The sequence below is a fragment of the Burkholderia sp. Bp9015 genome (assembly GCF_003853505.1).
Classification (GTDB): domain Bacteria; phylum Pseudomonadota; class Gammaproteobacteria; order Burkholderiales; family Burkholderiaceae; genus Burkholderia.
The window spans coordinates 86395-102543 of the sequence record NZ_QTPZ01000031.1; the positions used below are offsets into that span (position 1 = coordinate 86395).

A 16149-nucleotide genomic window follows, 5' to 3' on the forward strand; every position below is an offset into this window, starting at 1 on the left:
GATCACGCGTTGGCCCGGACACTGCGAGTGCCGGGCCTTTTTTTGCTCGTTTGCGGAATTCCGTGGACAGGGCTTGCCGATCCGGTTCGGCCAACCGCACGTCCGCGAAGCAGCCATCTATCCGGTGCGGGATCGTTCAAGGCGATACGAACCGCGACGACTCCCGTGCATCCATTGGATTGCTATGAGCGTCGCTTGGGGTTCCACGCCTTGTGTACGAACTCGAGACGGTTGCCGTCGAGGTCGGCGACGTTGGCGGCGTAGTAGCCGGGGGCGAAGTAGGTACGATCCGCCGGTCTTCCCTCATCGATGCCGCCGGCCTTGATTGCGGCTGCGTAGGCAGCGTCGACGAGTTCGTTCGTATCGCAGACGATCCCCAGGTAAAGCCCGGTCTCGCCTGGCTGACGTTTGCGTAGCCAGATGCTTGATCCAACCCCCTCTCCCTTGCCGTACACATCGTCGCCGATGCCGTAGAGATCGGGGACGCTCGCCGGGCCATTCGCGGAGTCGTAGTTGCCGAATACGCTCCAGCCGAGTGGCTTCAAGGCTTCGGAGTAGAAGATCAGCGACTTCTCGATGTCGGTGACTGAGATGTAAACGTGATCGATCATTTGCCCGCCTTCGCCGTGGATGGGTGCTGTTCGTGCATAACTATAGTCGACAGCCGCGCATGTGGCGCGGGGATATGACTGCATCAAGGAGTGACGTTGCGCTTCGGGAACAGGCACGGATGCGTGTTCACGTAGAAGTTCGGATTGCCGCATCGATGCCCCGCATGGTCGATCTGTTCGCCGGGCATCAGGCCGGTGGACCGCATCGCGCGCGGCCTTCGGCGCGGACGATCCGACCGTCCCGGCTTCGGGACGGGATGACGCGCAACCGGCGACCAACGGGGCAATCAGCAGGGCAAGCAACGACAGGCGAATGGCGGGACGATCCACTGTCGGGTCCGGAATGAAAGTCTACACGAGACCGTCCGCCCTCCATGCCGGTGCGGCGAACGGTGCGCATGCCGTCGACACCATCGGCCGTCGGCAGGCGACATGCTCCGCGTCCCGCTCATCGCATGCATGACCCGAACATGACGATTGCATCACGTCGGCCAGACCCGCACGTCACGCCCCTCGGCCCCGCAATCTGACGCATTTGTCATCTGCCGATCACGGTCACGCTCGGCGGCTTTCGCATACTGCGCTCATGGATCGCCACCCGGCGGCCACATCAAGGAGAGCTTCATGAAAACGGCAAGACTCGCAGCCCTGTTCGTCACCGCCACGCTGTCGCTCGGCGTCGCCTCGCAAGCCGCCTTCGCGCAAACGCACACTCAAACGCAAGGCAAGACCCGCGCGGAAGTCATCGACGAACTCAAGCAGGCGCAGCACGACGGCGTGGTGCCGACGAGCAAGACGCAGTACCCGCCGACCAGCGAGATCATCGCGCGCAACAAGGAACTTCACGGGATCTCGGTGCATGCCGGCGAGAAGTCGCCACAGGCCGACAATCACGACAGCCTCGCGACGCGCTGATGCGAGTCAGGCGTGGGTGCTGCCCGGCGATCGCCGGCAGCGTGCCGCGCGCCGCCGGGTCGCGGCGAACGTGCGGCCGTGCCGTGCGGTGCGATCGCGGCACCGCAGAGGGTGAAGATCGGGCAGACGACACTGCCGGCTGGACAGTGTCCGCAACGCAGTTTTACAAGCTGCCCCGCTTCGCGCGCCGGCGTTGCACCAGCCAGTCGAGCAACTGCCGTCCGTCGCGTTCGCCGAACCATCGCGCATGACCGATCAGATAACCGTCGTACGCAACCTCGACGATGTCCGGTGCATTGACGATGCAGCCGAAATACGCGACTTCCGACAGCGCGAATTCGGTATGCACGATCGGCAGCATCGCGACCAGCGCCGCATATGCGTCGTCGCTCAGCGGTTCGAGCGATTCGTAGCCGTCGAGCAGCGCGCCGATCTGTTCATGCTCGACGCGACGTGCATCGGCCGGCGCCATCCAGTCGATCGCGTTGCGTTCGATCGCGAGCGCGAGATCCATGACGGCGCAGGTGCGATCCGACAAGCCGAAATCGAGCACGGTCCGCACCTGCGCGCCGGGCGCGGCGTCCGTCCACAGCAGATTCGACGCATGCCAGTCGCCGTGCGTCCAAAGCGGCGCCAGCACGGGCAGCAGCGGCACGAGGCGCGCGTGGTACGGGCCGATCGCATCCGCGACATCGCCGCGCCAGTCGCGCGTGCCGAGCGCGCGCACCAGCAGCGGCTGCGCATCGACCCAGCGTTCGAGCGCATCGGGAAGATCGGCGGACGACAGCACCCGGAAACTCGACAGCAGCGTGCGCACGGGCCGCGCCGGCGCATCGTAGCCGGCCGACGCGCGATGCAGTTCGGCCAGCGCGCGGCCTGCCGCGTACGCATGTGAAGGATGCGTAAACGGCTGCCACGACATCACGCCGCGATACGCGTCCACACCTGGCGCCACCACGTGCACTTCATAGGTCCAGTCGCCGGATGAGAACGCGGTCGCGCCGTCGCGACCGGCGAGCACGTCCGCGACCGGCACACCGCGATCGCGCAAATGCGCGATGAAGCGATGCTCCTCCTCGAGCCCGGCGACGTCGCGCAGGCTCGCGTGATGACGCTTGACGAACAGCGCGCGCGCGTCGGTCGTGTGCACCAGCACCGCCGCCGAGAACGGCCGCGGGCTGTGCCACGTAAGCCGCGCCGGCGCGCCGACGCCATCGATCCGCGCAAGCACGCCCGCGACTTCGTCGTGCGTCATCAGCGGCCAGTCGCGTTCGGCCTGCTCGCCGTCGACGCCGAATTGCGGCGGCGCGACGTCCCGCATGTCGGCGACGTCACGCGATGCAGGCGCGTCCGGCTCGAGTGGAAATGACATGAACGACGTCGCTCCGTAGTTGAATCAGCCCGTGAATCGGCTCGTGAATCAGCCCTTGGATCAGCCCGCCGGGCTCGCCGTCGTGCGCAGCGCATTCGCCGTCCGGCTCCAGTCGCGCCAGCCGACGACGGCGAGCGCGATGAACAGCGCGTAGAGTCCTGCCGTCAGATACAGCGCCTTGAACACGAACATCCCGACGTACACGACGTTCACGACGATCCACAGCCCCCACGACGCGATGTAGCGCCGCGCGGTCCAGTATTGCGCGACGAGGCTGAACGCGGTCAGCGACGCATCGACGAACGGCAGCGCCGCATCGGTCCAGCGCGCCATCATCCCGCCGAGCAGCGCGCTGCCGACGACGGCCGCGATCAGATCGGGCAGCATCTGCCGCGGCCGCACGCCGGTGACGGGCGCGACGTCGCCTTGCGGCGCCGCGCCGCCGCCCGCCTCGAGCGTACGCTGCGCGATCCAGCGGCGCCAGCCGTACACCTGCAGCACCGCGAACGCGCCCTGCAGCAGCATGTCGGAATACAGCTTCGCGTCGAAGAAGATCCAGCCGTACAGCGCGACCGACGCGAGCCCGACCGGCCAGCACAGCATGCGCCGCTTCGCGGTCAGCCAGATCGCGAGCGCGCTGACGATCACGCCGGCGATTTCGAGTGGGGACATCGTCTGTGCTCTCCTGGTTGGCTGCCGGGGCCGCGCATCACGCGGCCGGGTCCGGACGATCAGAAATCATAGGTCAACGACACGCGCGCGGTGCGCGGCGCGCCGGGGAACAGGTACGCGTCGCCCTGCTGCTCGCCCGCGTCGCGCCAGTAGAACTTGTTGAACAGGTTGTCCACCGACACGCGCAGCACCGTGCGATGGCCCGCGATCTTCGTCGTATAGCGCGCGCCGAGATTGAACACGAACCACGACGGCACGCGCGCGGTGCCCTCCTCGTTCGCGTTGCGCGCCGCGCTGTACTCGACGCCGCCGAGCATGTTCAGGCCGGCAACGCCCGGCACCGCGTAATCCGCATACAGCGATGCGCGCAGCGCCGGCATGTTGATGATCTGGTGCCCTTCGTACGCCGGCGAACCCGAGTCGTACGCGCGCGCGCGAATCGCCGCGACGCTGGCCGTCAGCCCGAGCCGCTCGGTCACGCGCCCGGCCGCGCCGAGCTCGATCCCCTGGTGGCGCTGCGTGCCGCGCTGCACGAACGTATAGCTCGTGCCCGACGCATCGGGGTCGGCGAACTGGAACGGCTTGCTGATCGAGAACACGGCGGCCGTGAGGCTCAGCCGGTCGAGCCAGTCGTATTTCGCGCCGAGCTCGAACTGGTGCGATTCGACCGGCGGCAGGAACGCATACGCGTTGGTCGCGCGCACCGGCGCCTGGTCGCCGAGCGACAGCGCCTTGCTGTACGACGCGTACAGCGACAGCACGTTCACCGGCTTGTAGACGAGCGCGACCTGCGGCAGGAACACCGAGCGGTCGGTGTGCGTCGCGTCGCCGTCGAGGCTGCTCCAGCTGCGCTGGCGCAGCAGCACTTCCTTGCCGCCCGCGAGCACCTGCCAGTGCTCGCCGATGCTGATGCGGTCGAGCCCGAACACGCCGTACTGCCACGCGTCGAGCTGCGGATACGACGGCCCGGCCGTGTTCGGCGACGGTGCGAACGCGACGTCGGGCCCATAGATGTTCTCGCTGCCCACGTAGTCGTACACGGCATTCGCCATGTGCACGACGCGGCGCTGCACGCTCACGCCGAGCGTCAGCTCGTGCCGCAGCGGGCCTGTCGCGAACTTGCCGGTCGTGACCGCGCGCAGGTCGTCGTTGCGGCGGTATTCGCCCGGGCTGCGGAAGTCGTACACGTCGTAGTCGCCGTTCGCGCCGAAGAAGAACGGCGACGTCGTGCCGGCCGCGCAGCTCGCCGCGTAATAGCAGCCGTACGCGAACGCGCTGTTGTCGTCGATCATCGTGCGGCTGCGGCCGGCGGCGACGTAGGCCTTCCAGTCGTCGTTGAACTGGTAGTCGAAGCGCGCGTTCAGGTTCAGCGCATCGGTCGTCACCGGCTTCGCCCACGGCTGCGTGCCGAGCGCCTTCGACGTCGTCTTGACCGACGGCACGACGGTGCCGCCGAGCAGCTGGTAGCCGGGCGCGGAACGCTGGATCCACTGCTGGAATTCCGCGTTGAACTGCAGGCTCGCGCGCGGGCTGATGTCCCAGTCGGCGGCGATCGACCCGAACGTGCGTCGTCCGTTGGTGCCGTCGATATAGGAGTGCATGTTCTCCTTCGCGGCATTGATCCGGAAGCCGAACTGATTGTCGGGGCCGAAGCGGCGGCCGAGATCGACGGCCGCCGATGTCGAGCCGCGGCTGTCAACGCCGCCCGTCACGCTCGCGACGTTCGCCGAACGCTTCGTCACGAAGTTGATCACGCCGCCCGGCGCGACCACGCCGCTGTCGATGCCCGCCAGCCCCTTCAGGATCTCGACGCGCTCCTTGTTCTCGAGCGGCACGTTCTGCTCGCCGGACACCGTCAGCCCGTCGATCCGGATCGCGCTCGCGAGATCGACCGGAAAGCCGCGGATCGCGAAGCCTTCGAAGTAGCCGACCGGCGCGTAGTCGTTGACGACCGATGCGTCGTTGCGCACCACGTCGCTCAAGCGCTTCGCCTGCTGGTCGTCGATCAGCGCCCCCGTGACGACGTTGACGGAGGCCGGCGTGTCGCGCAGCGGCGCATCGTCGAGCCCCGCGACCGACGCCGTGCGCGCGCGCAGCGTGTTGCCGCGCTCGCCGCTCACCGTGATCGCCGGCAGCGTCGTGCTGCCGGTCGCACCGGCGTCCGGCGCCGGCGCGTCGCCCTGCGCCACGGCGGCCTGCGCCGCGAAAAGCGTGATGCCGAGACCGACGCCAAGCCCGGCCTTCGCGCGCCGCCGCCGTGCGGGCGACGCTGTTGTTCTATTCACCGTCATTGTTCTGGATGGAAAACTCGCCACTCGACCCTGTCGAAACCTTCGAAACGCTTTGCGCCGCTGCGAAGCGCGACCTCATGCAAGAACCCGCGACGGTCCTGCGGACGCCGGGCACGAACGTCGACACGACATTCATCAGACGAATCTGACGATCGGGCAGCATGCGTGCCGATCGATCGGGAAAGCGCAGGATGGGACATCGGATGACGGTGACGCGCGGGGCACCGACGCAGCCGTCGATCCTGGATCGCGAGCATGTCGGGCGGCCGGCTGCGTCGCGCGGTCTTGTCATGCGGGGTTCGCTTCGAACGCCCCGGTTGCGGGCGCCGGGCAGTTGCGTACGCCGTTCGTCGGAACGGCGGCATGCCCGTCGCGCGCGACATCGCGGCGTGGCGCGCATTTTACCCCGGGCGGGGCTGAAGGCCGTGGAATCGGGTGGAACGGGAGACGGGAACGGCGGGATGGGGGAAATACGCTTCGAATGGTGCGACAGCGGCGGCGATGCGATCGCGATGCGCATCGCGCGCGGCGACCTCGACAACCGGTGCAGTCACGCGCCGGTCGAACGAGCGAAAACCGGAGCGGGAATGACGGCCCGCTGCCGGTTCACCCAACGTTCAGAACCCCTGCATCGTCGCGGTCGGATCGACAACCAGATGCACGACGCCGTAGATGACCGCGCCGACCAGCAGCGCGAGCACAATCGCCACGAACGGCAGCAACGTATAGTTGACGTTCGCGAGATCGGCCGCGTGCGCCTTGCTGTTGCGTACGCCGAAGAAACTCCACAGGACCAGCTTGATCATGCCGAGCAGTTTCATGGTTGTGCTCCTTTCATCGAATCGGTTGACGCTATCGTCGATCCGGCCGGCATTCGAAAAAAGAAGCAGTTGCGCGTGCTTTTCGCGCAGCAGGCCGTCTGCGGCGGCGTGTCGCAGGGGCCATCAGCGGTCGAGCACGAGCGCCTCCATGGTGCCCGTCGCGGGCCGCGCGACGCACAGCAGCGCACAGCCCGGTTCGACCGGCGCGTCGGGCGCTTGCACGTAATCGACCGCACCGGACAGCACGCGCGTCGCGCATGTGCCGCACGACCCCGACCGGCATTCGGACGGCACCGCCACGCCCCGGCCTTCGGCGAATTCGAGCAGCGTGCCGTCGGCGGGCGTCCATGCGGCGTCGCGTGCCGAGCGGCGGAACACGACCGGCACGCTTGCCGCCGGCGGCGCCCCGGCCGCGCGGGTCGCGCTGCGCACGACGCTCGACGGCCCGAACGCCTCGAAGCGGATACGCTCGTCCGGCACGTTCAGCGCGCGCAATCCGTCGTACATATCGCGCATGAACGCGGCGGGTCCGCACAGGTAGAAATCGTAGTCGTCGAACGGCAGGATGCGCTTCAGTTGCGCGATGTCGACACGGCCCGGTCGCGCCGCGCCGTCGCGCTGCGGCCGGCTGTCGAACCAGTGCAGCGACACGCGCGGGTCCGCGTCCGCGATGCGCGTCAGTTCCGCTGAAAACGGCCGGTCGGCCGTATCGCGCGCGCCGTGCACGAACACCACGCGGCGCGACGGTGCGTCGTCGGCCAGCGCGCGGCGCAGCATCGCGATCATCGGCGTGATGCCGATGCCGGCCGACACCAGCACCGCCGGACGCGGGCTCGCGACGTCGAACGTGAAGCGGCCGCGCGGCATCTGCGCATCGAGCGTCATGCCGGCACGCGCGTGGTCGTGCAGCCAGGCCGACACGCGTCCTTCGCGCTTCACGGTGATCCGGTAATGCGATGCGCCGGGTGCATCGGACAGCGTGTAGCTGCGAATCGTCGGCGCATCTTCGTCCGGCAGCGCGACGCGCAGCGTCAGATGCTGCCCGGCTTCGTAGGCCGGCAACGCGTCGCCGTCCGCCGCTTCGAAATGAAACGAGCGGATCGCGCGCGCTTCGTCGACGATCTTCGCGATGCGCAGCGGGCGCCAGCTGGAGGGGGACGAGGACGCAGGTGCAGGTGCGGATACCGCCGGCACACCAGCCCCCACCTTCCCCGCAAACTGCGGCGCCCGCTCAACCGCCGACCACCGAAACGGCAGCACGCCCCGCGTGCGCCGCACTTCGCGCACGTGAAACCGCACGACCCGCTGCGCGCCGTCGAACGACGCGACGAGCGGCCCGTCCCACACGATCTCCGCGTGCGCAGCGACATACAGCAGGTCGCCGCTATCGAAATCGACGAACAGCAGCCCCGCGCGCGGATCGTGCTGCAGGTTGCCGAGCGTATTGAAGAAGCGGTTGCCGCTGAAATCCGGCGTCGTCAGCGTGTGCGCGTCGTCGACGCGCACGAAGCCGGGCATGCCGCCGCGATGCGACACATCCGCGCCGCGCGCGGCACCCGCACCGGCCGACGTGTTCGCACTCGCGACGAAGAACGTATCGGCCTGCGCGAGCAGCGCGCGATCCGCGTCGCTCAGCCGGTCCGACACGTCGGCCGCGACGGACGCATCGCCTTCGCGCGGCACGAACGTCGGCGTGCGACCCTGAATGTACTTCGCACAGTTGCCGAAGCTCTGCTCGACCGCGATCGTCAGCGCGCCGCCGTCGACCGCGCGCACGACGCCGTTCACGCGATTGCGCCGGCGCGTGTCGAACTCGATCCCGAGCCCGCCGAGCGGCACGCCGGGCTGCCATGCACCGGCCAGCGGATCGCCGGGCAGCGCGTCGCCGTCGATACGCAGCGTGCGCGCGTCCGGCGTCGTCACGAAGCCGGGCATCCCGACCCGCAGCGTCGCCCACGGCTGGCCGTCCGGATCGACGCCGCCGAGCACGAAGAACGGCAACTGTGTAAAGAACGTGCGGTGCTGGTCCGGCATGAAGCGCCGAATGCCGCGCCGGCCGGCCGCGCCCGCGGCCTGCGTCACGCCCGCGCGCTGCTGCACGGCCAGCTCGCCCGCATGAAACGGCGCAACATCCAGTTCCCAGCCCGGTACGGCGGCAGTCGGCGCGGTCATCGTGTTCTCCCGGTGAAATCGCGGCTTCGCCGTCAGGCGGCGAGCAGGCCGGCGCGGGTCGGCGGCATCGCGACGAAGCCCGGCAGCGCCTCGACGCGCGCGAGCCACGCGCGCACATGCGGATACGGCTCGAGCGACACGCCGCCTTCCGGCGCGTGCGCGATGTACGTGTAGGCAGCGATGTCGGCGATCGTCGGTTGCGCGCCCGCGGCGAACGGCTTGCCGGCGAGTTCCTGGTCGATCACGGCAAGCACCTTCGCGGCCGTGCGCTTGGCCGCGTCATGATCGAGCGGCGCGCCGAACACGGTGACGAGCCGCGCGGCCGCCGGCCCCGTTGCGATCGGCCCGGCCGCGTACGACAGCCAGCGCTGCACGGTCGCCGCGCCGGCGGCATCGTCGGGCAGCCAGTGCGCGTCGCCGTAGCGCTTTGCGAGATAGACGAGGATCGCGTTCGAATCGGCGAGCACGGTGCCGTCGTCGTCGATCACCGGCACCTGGCCGAGCGGATTGAGCGCGAGGAACGCCGGTTCGCGCTGCGCGCCGGACGCGAGGTCGACGTCGACGGTCTCGAACGGCAGCCCGAGGAGCGACAGGAACAGCCGGACGCGATGCGCGTGCCCGGACAGCGGGAACGAATAGACACGAACCGGACGGGCGGGCTTGCTGGCGGCTGGCATGGGAAAGCTCCTGGATCTCGCGCCGCCGGGAATCGGCGACGAACGGCCCCAGCGTAGCGCTCGCCGTTCGCGGCCAGAAGACGGATAATCGCTGAAACATTATCCGCTTCCATAGGACAATCGACGATGGCCGATCTGCGCGACGTGAACCTGAACCGGCTGGCGATCTTCGTCGCGGTGGTCGACGCCGGCTCGCTGACGGCCGCGGCCGAGCGGCTCGGCCTCGCGAAGACGGTCGTCAGCACGCACATGCAGCGCCTCGAATCCGAGGTCGGCGCGAACCTGCTGGTGCGCACCACGCGACGGCTGAGCGTGACCGATGCGGGGCGCGCGTTCTACGACGCGTGCCGCGACATCGTGCGCGCGACCGAAAGCGCGCTCGACGCGGTGTCGTCCGACGCCGGGCCGCTGCGCGGCACGCTGCGCGTGAGCGTGCCGATCGACTACGGCGCGCTGGTCGTCGCGCCGGCGATCGTCGCGCTGCGCGACGCGCATCCGCGGCTCGACGTCGAACTGATCGCGAACGACCGCATCGCCGATCTCGTCGCGGACAATCTCGACGTCGCGATCCGCATCGGCCGCCTCGCGGATTCGAACTATCGCGCGGTGCAGCTCGGCGAGTACGAGAAATGGCTGGTCGCGAGCCCCGCGTTCGTCGCGCGGCACGGGCTGCCGCGCGACCCGGACGCGCTCGCCGCGCTGCCGTTCGTGATGCTGTCGACGCTGTCGCGCCCGCATACGGTCGAACTCGACCACGCGCGCGGCGGCCATGCGTCGGTGCGTTGCGTCGCGCCGGTCGTGTCGAACACCGCGACGGCCTGCCGCGCGATCGCGCTCGCGGGCGGAGGCTTCGGGCTCCTGACGGATTTCTCGATCGCGGAGGACGTCGCGGCCGGCCGGCTCGTGCGGCTGCTGCCCGCGTGGCGCTCGGCGCGGGCCGGGATCCATGCGGTGTATCCGTCGACGCGGTTGCCGTCGCCGAAGGTGCGCGCGTTCATCGACGCGATGAAGGCAAGGATCGCGGCAACGGCCGCCGCGCCGCGTGTGCGCGCGACACGGGCGCGACGCGCCGACGATTGAAAAGGCAACCGTCCGACACATGACCTTCGCGTAGCGCCGCCTTTTGGCGACCGCTTCGCGTTTCGAGTCTCTTCGGGTTCGTACACAACGCGAATTCGTATTCCTGCGCGAAGGCCTTGCAGCTACGCGCGGCGTTCGCGTGACGGCACACGACAGGCACGCGCTCGCGCCGCCTACCCCGCTTCCCGCAACGTCCCCAGCAGCACCTTCCTGCAACTCGCGACCATCTGCGCCTCCGGGTCGCGATACCCGGTGAGCAGCCACGCCGCGCCGACGTTCGTCATCGCGCCGACCAGCGCGAGCCCGATGAGCCGCTGCTCGGTGCGCTCGGCGGGTGTCGCGGCCTCGCGGGCCGCGCCGATCGCCATGATCAGCTTGCCGAAGTCGAGCAGCATCCGCTGGTACGTCATGTCGGTATCGGCGCTCACGCCCATCACCTCGAGCAGCAGCACGCGCGCCGCGCATGGATCGCGCAGGAAGCCGAAGAACGCGGCGAGCCCCGCGTCGACGCTTTCGCGCAGATCGCCGCCGCGCTCGGCCACCGCGCGTGCGACCGCGTCGTGCAGCTGCTGCGCGTGATGCAGGTAGGTGCAGCGCAGCAGATCCTCGGTGCTGTCGAACGCCGCATAGAAATAACGGTCGTTGAGCTTCGCTTCCTGGCAGATCGACCGCACGGTCGCCTTGCGGAAGCCGACCGTGCCGAACACGCGCGTCGCCGCGCGGATCAACGCATCGCGCCGCTCGGCGGCCCGCACCTCGGGCGCCACGCCGCCGTACGCCCGGCCCCGTTTTTCCGTTTCGAGTGCTTTCTCCATTTCGCTATTTGACATCAGGACACCCGAAAACTAAAGTGGTGACGAATAACACCACAATAGGCGCGCCGCCGATGCAGCGCAAGCGGAACGGGAGGAACGACGCATGAAGGGGTTTTCCGGCAAGGTCGCCGCGATCACGGGTGCCGGTTCGGGCATGGGCCGCAGCCTCGCGGTCGAGCTCGCGCGGCGCGGCTGCGAGGTCGCGCTCGCCGACGTCAACGATGTCGGGCTCGCCGGCACCGCGGCCGCGTGCGCGAAGCACGGCGTGCGCACGAGCACGCGGCGGCTCGACGTCGCCGACCGCGACGCGGTGTTCGCGTGGGCCGATTTCGTGCGCGCCGAACACGGCAAGGTCAACCTGGTCTTCAACAACGCGGGCGTGTCGCTGGCCGCGAGCGCCGAGACTGCGCGCATCGCCGATCTCGAATGGATCGTCGGCATCAACTTCTGGGGCGTCGTGCATGGCACGCAGGCGTTCCTGCCGCACCTGCGCGCGTCGGGCGACGGGCACGTGATCAACACGTCGAGCCTGTTCGGGCTCGTCGCGATGCCGACGCAGAGCGCGTACAACGCGACCAAGTTCGCGGTGCGCGGCTTCACCGAGGCGCTGCGGATGGAACTCGAACTCGACGGCGCGCCGGTCAGCGCGACCTGCGTGCATCCGGGCGGCGTCGCGACCAACATCGTCGACGCGAGCCGCGTCGATACCAGCATCCACGCGCTCACGGGCCAGGACGAAGCGACCCACCGCCGCCAGGCGAACCGCCTGATCAACGCGACGACGGCCGACGACGCCGCGCGGCAGATTCTCGCCGGCGTCGAGCGCAACGCGCGCCGCGTGCTGGTCGGCGCCGACGCGCGCCGCCTCGACAAGCTCGCGCGCCTGCTCGGCGCCGGCTACCAGCGGCTGGTGCTGCGCCACGTGCGCCGCGCCCGCGCACGCAATCTCGAGCGCACGCGTGCCCCCGCCGCGCGGCCGACCACACCGACCAAGGATCCCGCATGACATCGACGACGACGACCGACCGGCGCGACGCGCCGTGCGCCTCCGGCGACGCCCGTGACCTCGACGTGCTGATCGTCGGCGCCGGCCTGTCCGGCATCGGCGCCGCCTATCACCTGAAAAAGCGCTGCCCGCATGCGAGCGTCGCGATCGTCGAGGCGCGCGACGCGATCGGCGGCACCTGGGACCTGTTCCGCTATCCCGGCGTCCGTTCGGACTCCGACATGTTCACGCTCGGCTACAGCTTCCGCCCGTGGCACAGCGACAAGGCGATCTCGGACGGCCAGACGATCCTCGACTATATCCGCGACACCGCGCGCGCGTACGGCATCGACAAGACGATCCGCTACGGCCAGAAAGTGGTCGCGGCCGACTGGGATTCGAACCGCGCGCGCTGGACGGTGCGCATCGAGCGCATGCGGGACGGCGCGCTCGACACGCTGGTCTACACGTGCCGCTTCCTCTATATGTGCAGCGGCTATTACGACTACGACGGCGGCTACCTGCCCGACTGGGCCGGCATGGAATCGTTCGAAGGCCGGATCGTGCATCCGCAGCAATGGCCGAAGGACCTGTCGTACGCGAACCGGCGCGTCGTCGTGATCGGCAGCGGCGCGACGGCCGTCACGCTGGTGCCGTCGATGGCGGCCGATGCGAAGCACGTGACGATGCTGCAGCGCTCGCCGACCTACATCGTGTCGCTGCCCGCCCGCGACAGGATCGCGAACGCGTTGCGGCGCGTGCTGCCGTCGCGGCTCGCGCACCGGCTCGTGCGCATGAAGAACGTGCTGCTGACGATGTACCTGTACAACGTGTCGCGTCGCAAGCCCGAGCGGACGAAACAGTTCATCATCCGCGCGGCAGGCAGGCAGCTCGGCCCCGATTTCGACGTCGCGAAGCACCTGACGCCGCGCTACATGCCGTGGGACCAGCGCGTGTGCCTCGTGCCGAACGGCGACCTGTTCAAGTCGATCCGCGCGGGCCGCGCATCGATCGTCACCGACGAGATCGAGCGCTTCACGCCGACCGGCCTGAAGCTGAAGAGCGGCCAGCAGCTCGTCGCGGACGTGATCGTCACCGCGACCGGGCTGAAGGTGAAGCTGCTCGGCGGCGCGCGCGTCACGGTCGACGGCCGCGCGGTCGATTTGCCGCAGACCGTGTCCTATAAAGGAATGATGTACAGCGACGTGCCGAACCTCGCGTCGTCGTTCGGTTACACGAACGCGTCGTGGACACTGAAGGCCGAACTGATCGCGCGCTACGTGTGCCGGCTGCTCAACCACATGCGCGCGAACGGCTACGACACCTGCGTGCCGCGGCTCGGCGCCGGTGACCTCGGCGACGTGCCGGCGGTGAACCTGAGCTCGGGCTACATCCAGCGCGCGGCCGGCATCCTGCCGAAGCAGGGGCACCGCAAGCCGTGGAAGTTCCACCAGAACTACGTGCTCGATCTCGCGTCGCTGAAGTTCAGCGGGCTCGCCGATTCGGCCATGCAGTTCGAACGCCGCGCGAAAGCCGGCCCGGCCGCCGCGCCGGTCGCCGAACCCGTACTCGAAACCCGTTGAGGCCGACATGAGCCATACGCTTCACCTGATCCAGAACGTGCTGCTCGGCGTCGTCGCGATGCTCGCCGCGCTCGCGCTGTTTTCCGGCTACGTCGCGCGTCGCGTGACGCGCGCGTTTCCGCCCGAAGGCCGCTTCGTCGACATCGGCGGCGACCACATCCATTACGTCGAGTACGGCGGCGGCCCGCCGCTCGTGTTCGTGCACGGGCTCGCCGGGCAGTGGCGCAATTTCGCGTACCTGCCGCTCACGCGGCTCGCGCAGCACCATCGCGTGATCCTCGTCGACCGGCCCGGCGCCGGCCGCTCGCTGCGCGGCGCCAGCTCGCAGGCGAACGTGTTCGCGCAGGCCCGCACAGTCGCCGCGTTCATCGACGCGCTGAAGCTCGACCGGCCCGTGCTCGTCGGCCACTCGCTCGGCGGCGCGATCGCGCTCGCGGTCGGCCTCAACCATCCGGAGCGTGTAAGCCGGCTCGCGCTGATCGCGCCGCTGTCGCACGAGCAGACCGAACCGCCGGCCCCGTTCAAGCCGCTGATGCTGCCGTCGCCGCTGGTGCGCCGCTTCGTGTCGTGGACCTTCGCGATCCCGCTGACGATCCTGACCGGCCGCAAGGCCGTCGATCAGGTGTTCGCGCCGCAAGCCGTGCCGCGCGACTTCCCGGTGAAGGGCGGCGGGCTGCTCGGGCTGCGGCCGCACGTGTTCTACGCGACGGCGACCGACCTGCTGTCGGCCCCCGTCGACATGCCCGCGATGGTGCGCCGCTACGCGGACCTCGCGCTGCCGGTCGACGTGCTGTACGGCCGCGCCGATCCGATCCTGAACTGGCGCACGCACGGCGAAGCGCTCGCGCAGAAGTCGGCACGCGTGAGGTTGAAGGTCGTCGAAGGCGGGCACATGCTGCCGGTCACGATTCCCGACGCAACGGCGGACTGGCTGCTCGAAGTCGCCGCCGCGCCGGTCGAGGCGCCGGCGCAGGGCGCGCACGTCGAGCATTGAGCGTCGGCGGGCCTGCCGGCCGCGCCGCGGCGCGCGCCGGTCAGGCTTCGTCGTCGGGCAGCGACAGCCCGAGCTCCGCGATGACCTCGCGCGCGCTGCGAAACGCCTCGACCGCCGCCGGCGCGCCCGCGTACAGCGCGCTGTGCAGCAGCACCTCGCGGATCTCGACGAGGCTCGCGCCGTTGTTGAGCGCGCCACGCACGTGGCCCTTCAGTTCCGTGCCGCGGCCGAGCGCCGCCAGCATCGCGCACGTACAGAGGCTGCGCGTCTTCAGGTCGATGCCGCCGCGCTGCCACGTGCTGCCCCACGCGTGCTCGTTCAGCCAGTTCTGCAGCGGACGCGAAAAACCGTCGAGGTCGCGCATCGCGCGCTCGACGAATGCCTCGCCCATGACTTCGGTGCGGCGCGCCTTGCCCTGTTCCCTGTCCTGTTCGCTCATGTCGTGTCCTGTCTGAAGTCTTGGCCGCTTCGGCGTCGCCTGCGGCCGGGTGGGTTCGCGTCATGTTCGCGGCGCGCGGGTGTTTCGTCAAAGAACGTGCCCTCGGGGCGCGGCCGGCTGCGTCACACGCGGAACACCGGGCCGAACGCTACGTAACATCCAGCCCGGCGTTACGGCACCTTACGGGAACATCACAGCGCGCACACCGGCGCAACCGGCGCGCCCGTCACGCGAAACCCCCATTCCTCCGTTTAAATCGCGCCGATATTCCCGATTCCCGCAACAAAGCGCCGGCGCATTGCGCGGAAGATGTCATGGCGCGGAATTTGCAGTAATGGCCCGGACACAACTTCCAATGTCGAGGCCACCATGCACCATTACTTAAAAAAGACGACGGTATCGCTGGCCGTCCTGTCGCTGCTCTCACTGTACGGCTGCGGCTCGGTCGACGGGCCGGTCACGCCGTCGATCAAGCCGAGCACGTCGGGGACGTCCGGGACTTCGGGGACATCCGGAACGTCCGGCGGCGGCTCGTCGGGTACGTCCGGCGGCGGTAGTTCGGGGACGTCGGGGACTTCGGGGACGTCGGGGACTTCGGGTACTTCGGGTACTTCCGGCACGTCGGGTACTTCCGGCACGTCGGGCACTTCCGGCACGTCGGGCACTTCCGGCACGTCGGGCACTTCCGGCACCTCGGGCACTTCCGGCACGTCGGGTACTTC

At 69.1% G+C, this 16149-nt stretch carries 15 protein-coding genes and 1 pseudogene; 5 read left to right on the forward strand and 11 right to left on the reverse strand.

From position 1 onward, the window contains the following. Positions 1–182: 182 nt before the first annotated feature. Both DIE12_RS28005 and DIE12_RS38760 read right to left on the reverse strand, forming a co-directional pair. Positions 183–611 carry a VOC family protein gene (locus DIE12_RS28005; RefSeq protein WP_124520339.1) on the reverse strand — a complete coding sequence of 143 codons (429 nt, stop codon included), beginning with the start codon at positions 609–611 and terminating at the stop codon, positions 183–185. Between the two features lie 83 nt (positions 612–694). Then, complete coding sequence (locus DIE12_RS38760; protein WP_260426899.1) at positions 695–817, reverse strand: hypothetical protein; 123 nt, start codon at positions 815–817, stop codon at positions 695–697. Positions 818–1235: 418 nt separating this feature from the next. Between DIE12_RS38760 and DIE12_RS28015 the strand changes: the two genes are divergently transcribed. Further along, positions 1236–1526, forward strand: coding sequence for a DUF4148 domain-containing protein (locus DIE12_RS28015; protein WP_124520340.1), 291 nt, complete (start codon positions 1236–1238; stop codon positions 1524–1526). A gap of 163 nt (positions 1527–1689) precedes the next feature. Here the strand turns inward: DIE12_RS28015 and DIE12_RS28020 are convergent, their stop codons facing one another. The 6 genes from DIE12_RS28020 to DIE12_RS28045 form a co-directional block, all read right to left on the reverse strand. After that, positions 1690–2898: a phosphotransferase enzyme family protein gene (locus DIE12_RS28020; RefSeq protein ID WP_124520341.1), complete on the reverse strand. Its 1209-nt coding sequence runs from the start codon at positions 2896–2898 to the stop codon at positions 1690–1692. A 60-nt stretch (positions 2899–2958) separates the two neighbouring features. Next, entirely contained in the window at positions 2959–3570 is a 612-nt protein-coding gene (gene pnuC, locus DIE12_RS28025) for a nicotinamide riboside transporter PnuC (RefSeq protein WP_124520342.1), read from the reverse strand. Between the two features lie 59 nt (positions 3571–3629). Continuing rightward, positions 3630–5861 (reverse strand): TonB-dependent siderophore receptor, encoded by a 2232-nt coding sequence (locus tag DIE12_RS28030; RefSeq protein WP_124520343.1) that lies wholly within the window; start codon positions 5859–5861, stop codon positions 3630–3632. A 617-nt stretch (positions 5862–6478) separates the two neighbouring features. Next, positions 6479–6682 carry a DUF2970 domain-containing protein gene (locus DIE12_RS28035; protein ID WP_021164122.1) on the reverse strand — a complete coding sequence of 68 codons (204 nt, stop codon included), beginning with the start codon at positions 6680–6682 and terminating at the stop codon, positions 6479–6481. Between the two features lie 123 nt (positions 6683–6805). Further along, the gene (locus DIE12_RS28040) at positions 6806–8854 is read right to left on the reverse strand and encodes a pyridoxamine 5'-phosphate oxidase family protein (RefSeq protein WP_124520344.1); all 2049 of its coding nucleotides are present in this window, start codon (positions 8852–8854) and stop codon (positions 6806–6808) included. Between the two features lie 32 nt (positions 8855–8886). Next, positions 8887–9531 (reverse strand): glutathione S-transferase family protein, encoded by a 645-nt coding sequence (locus DIE12_RS28045; protein WP_124520345.1) that lies wholly within the window; start codon positions 9529–9531, stop codon positions 8887–8889. A 126-nt stretch (positions 9532–9657) separates the two neighbouring features. On the opposite strand from DIE12_RS28045, the gene DIE12_RS28050 reads away from it, so the two are divergent. Next, entirely contained in the window at positions 9658–10611 is a 954-nt protein-coding gene (locus DIE12_RS28050; protein WP_124489836.1) for a LysR family transcriptional regulator, read from the forward strand. Between the two features lie 173 nt (positions 10612–10784). On the opposite strand, the gene DIE12_RS28055 is transcribed toward DIE12_RS28050, so the two are convergent. Then, complete coding sequence (locus tag DIE12_RS28055; RefSeq protein WP_124489837.1) at positions 10785–11441, reverse strand: TetR/AcrR family transcriptional regulator; 657 nt, start codon at positions 11439–11441, stop codon at positions 10785–10787. Positions 11442–11529: 88 nt separating this feature from the next. On the opposite strand from DIE12_RS28055, the gene DIE12_RS28060 reads away from it, so the two are divergent. From DIE12_RS28060 to DIE12_RS28070, 3 genes are read left to right on the forward strand one after another with little or no spacing between them, the layout of a single operon-like run. Further along, positions 11530–12432 carry an SDR family oxidoreductase gene (locus tag DIE12_RS28060; protein ID WP_124520346.1) on the forward strand — a complete coding sequence of 301 codons (903 nt, stop codon included), beginning with the start codon at positions 11530–11532 and terminating at the stop codon, positions 12430–12432. Then, on the forward strand, positions 12429–13994 hold the full coding sequence (locus tag DIE12_RS28065; protein ID WP_124520347.1) for an NAD(P)/FAD-dependent oxidoreductase: 1566 nt from the start codon (positions 12429–12431) through the stop codon (positions 13992–13994). The genes DIE12_RS28060 and DIE12_RS28065 overlap by 4 nt, the downstream gene beginning before the upstream one ends. A 7-nt stretch (positions 13995–14001) precedes the next feature. Continuing rightward, positions 14002–14988, forward strand: a complete 987-nt coding sequence (locus DIE12_RS28070; protein WP_124520348.1) for an alpha/beta fold hydrolase — start codon at positions 14002–14004, stop codon at positions 14986–14988. Between the two features lie 40 nt (positions 14989–15028). Here DIE12_RS28070 and DIE12_RS28075 read toward each other — a convergent pair whose 3' ends face one another. Together DIE12_RS28075 and DIE12_RS38965 are read right to left on the reverse strand one after the other, a co-directional pair. After that, a complete protein-coding gene (locus DIE12_RS28075) occupies positions 15029–15427 on the reverse strand; it encodes a carboxymuconolactone decarboxylase family protein (protein ID WP_044848113.1) in 399 nt (132 codons plus the stop codon). 377 nt (positions 15428–15804) lie between these two features. Beyond that, positions 15805–16149 (reverse strand): annotated as a pseudogene (locus DIE12_RS38965) (highly repetitive protein); the annotation flags it as partial.

Coding starts and splice junctions, on each gene's coding strand:
- DIE12_RS28075 (WP_044848113.1), bottom strand. CDS start 15,427: ATGAGCGAACAGGACAGGGAACAGGGCAAGGCGCGCCGCACCGAAGTC.
- pnuC (WP_124520342.1), bottom strand. CDS start 3,570: ATGTCCCCACTCGAAATCGCCGGCGTGATCGTCAGCGCGCTCGCGATC.
- DIE12_RS28065 (WP_124520347.1), top strand. CDS start 12,429: ATGACATCGACGACGACGACCGACCGGCGCGACGCGCCGTGCGCCTCC.
- DIE12_RS28005 (WP_124520339.1), bottom strand. CDS start 611: ATGATCGATCACGTTTACATCTCAGTCACCGACATCGAGAAGTCGCTG.
- DIE12_RS28020 (WP_124520341.1), bottom strand. CDS start 2,898: ATGTCATTTCCACTCGAGCCGGACGCGCCTGCATCGCGTGACGTCGCC.
- DIE12_RS28040 (WP_124520344.1), bottom strand. CDS start 8,854: ATGACCGCGCCGACTGCCGCCGTACCGGGCTGGGAACTGGATGTTGCG.
- DIE12_RS28015 (WP_124520340.1), top strand. CDS start 1,236: ATGAAAACGGCAAGACTCGCAGCCCTGTTCGTCACCGCCACGCTGTCG.
- DIE12_RS28045 (WP_124520345.1), bottom strand. CDS start 9,531: ATGCCAGCCGCCAGCAAGCCCGCCCGTCCGGTTCGTGTCTATTCGTTC.
- DIE12_RS28050 (WP_124489836.1), top strand. CDS start 9,658: ATGGCCGATCTGCGCGACGTGAACCTGAACCGGCTGGCGATCTTCGTC.
- DIE12_RS28030 (WP_124520343.1), bottom strand. CDS start 5,861: ATGACGGTGAATAGAACAACAGCGTCGCCCGCACGGCGGCGGCGCGCG.
- DIE12_RS28035 (WP_021164122.1), bottom strand. CDS start 6,682: ATGAAACTGCTCGGCATGATCAAGCTGGTCCTGTGGAGTTTCTTCGGC.
- DIE12_RS28055 (WP_124489837.1), bottom strand. CDS start 11,441: ATGTCAAATAGCGAAATGGAGAAAGCACTCGAAACGGAAAAACGGGGC.
- DIE12_RS28070 (WP_124520348.1), top strand. CDS start 14,002: ATGAGCCATACGCTTCACCTGATCCAGAACGTGCTGCTCGGCGTCGTC.
- DIE12_RS38760 (WP_260426899.1), bottom strand. CDS start 817: ATGCGGTCCACCGGCCTGATGCCCGGCGAACAGATCGACCATGCGGGG.
- DIE12_RS28060 (WP_124520346.1), top strand. CDS start 11,530: ATGAAGGGGTTTTCCGGCAAGGTCGCCGCGATCACGGGTGCCGGTTCG.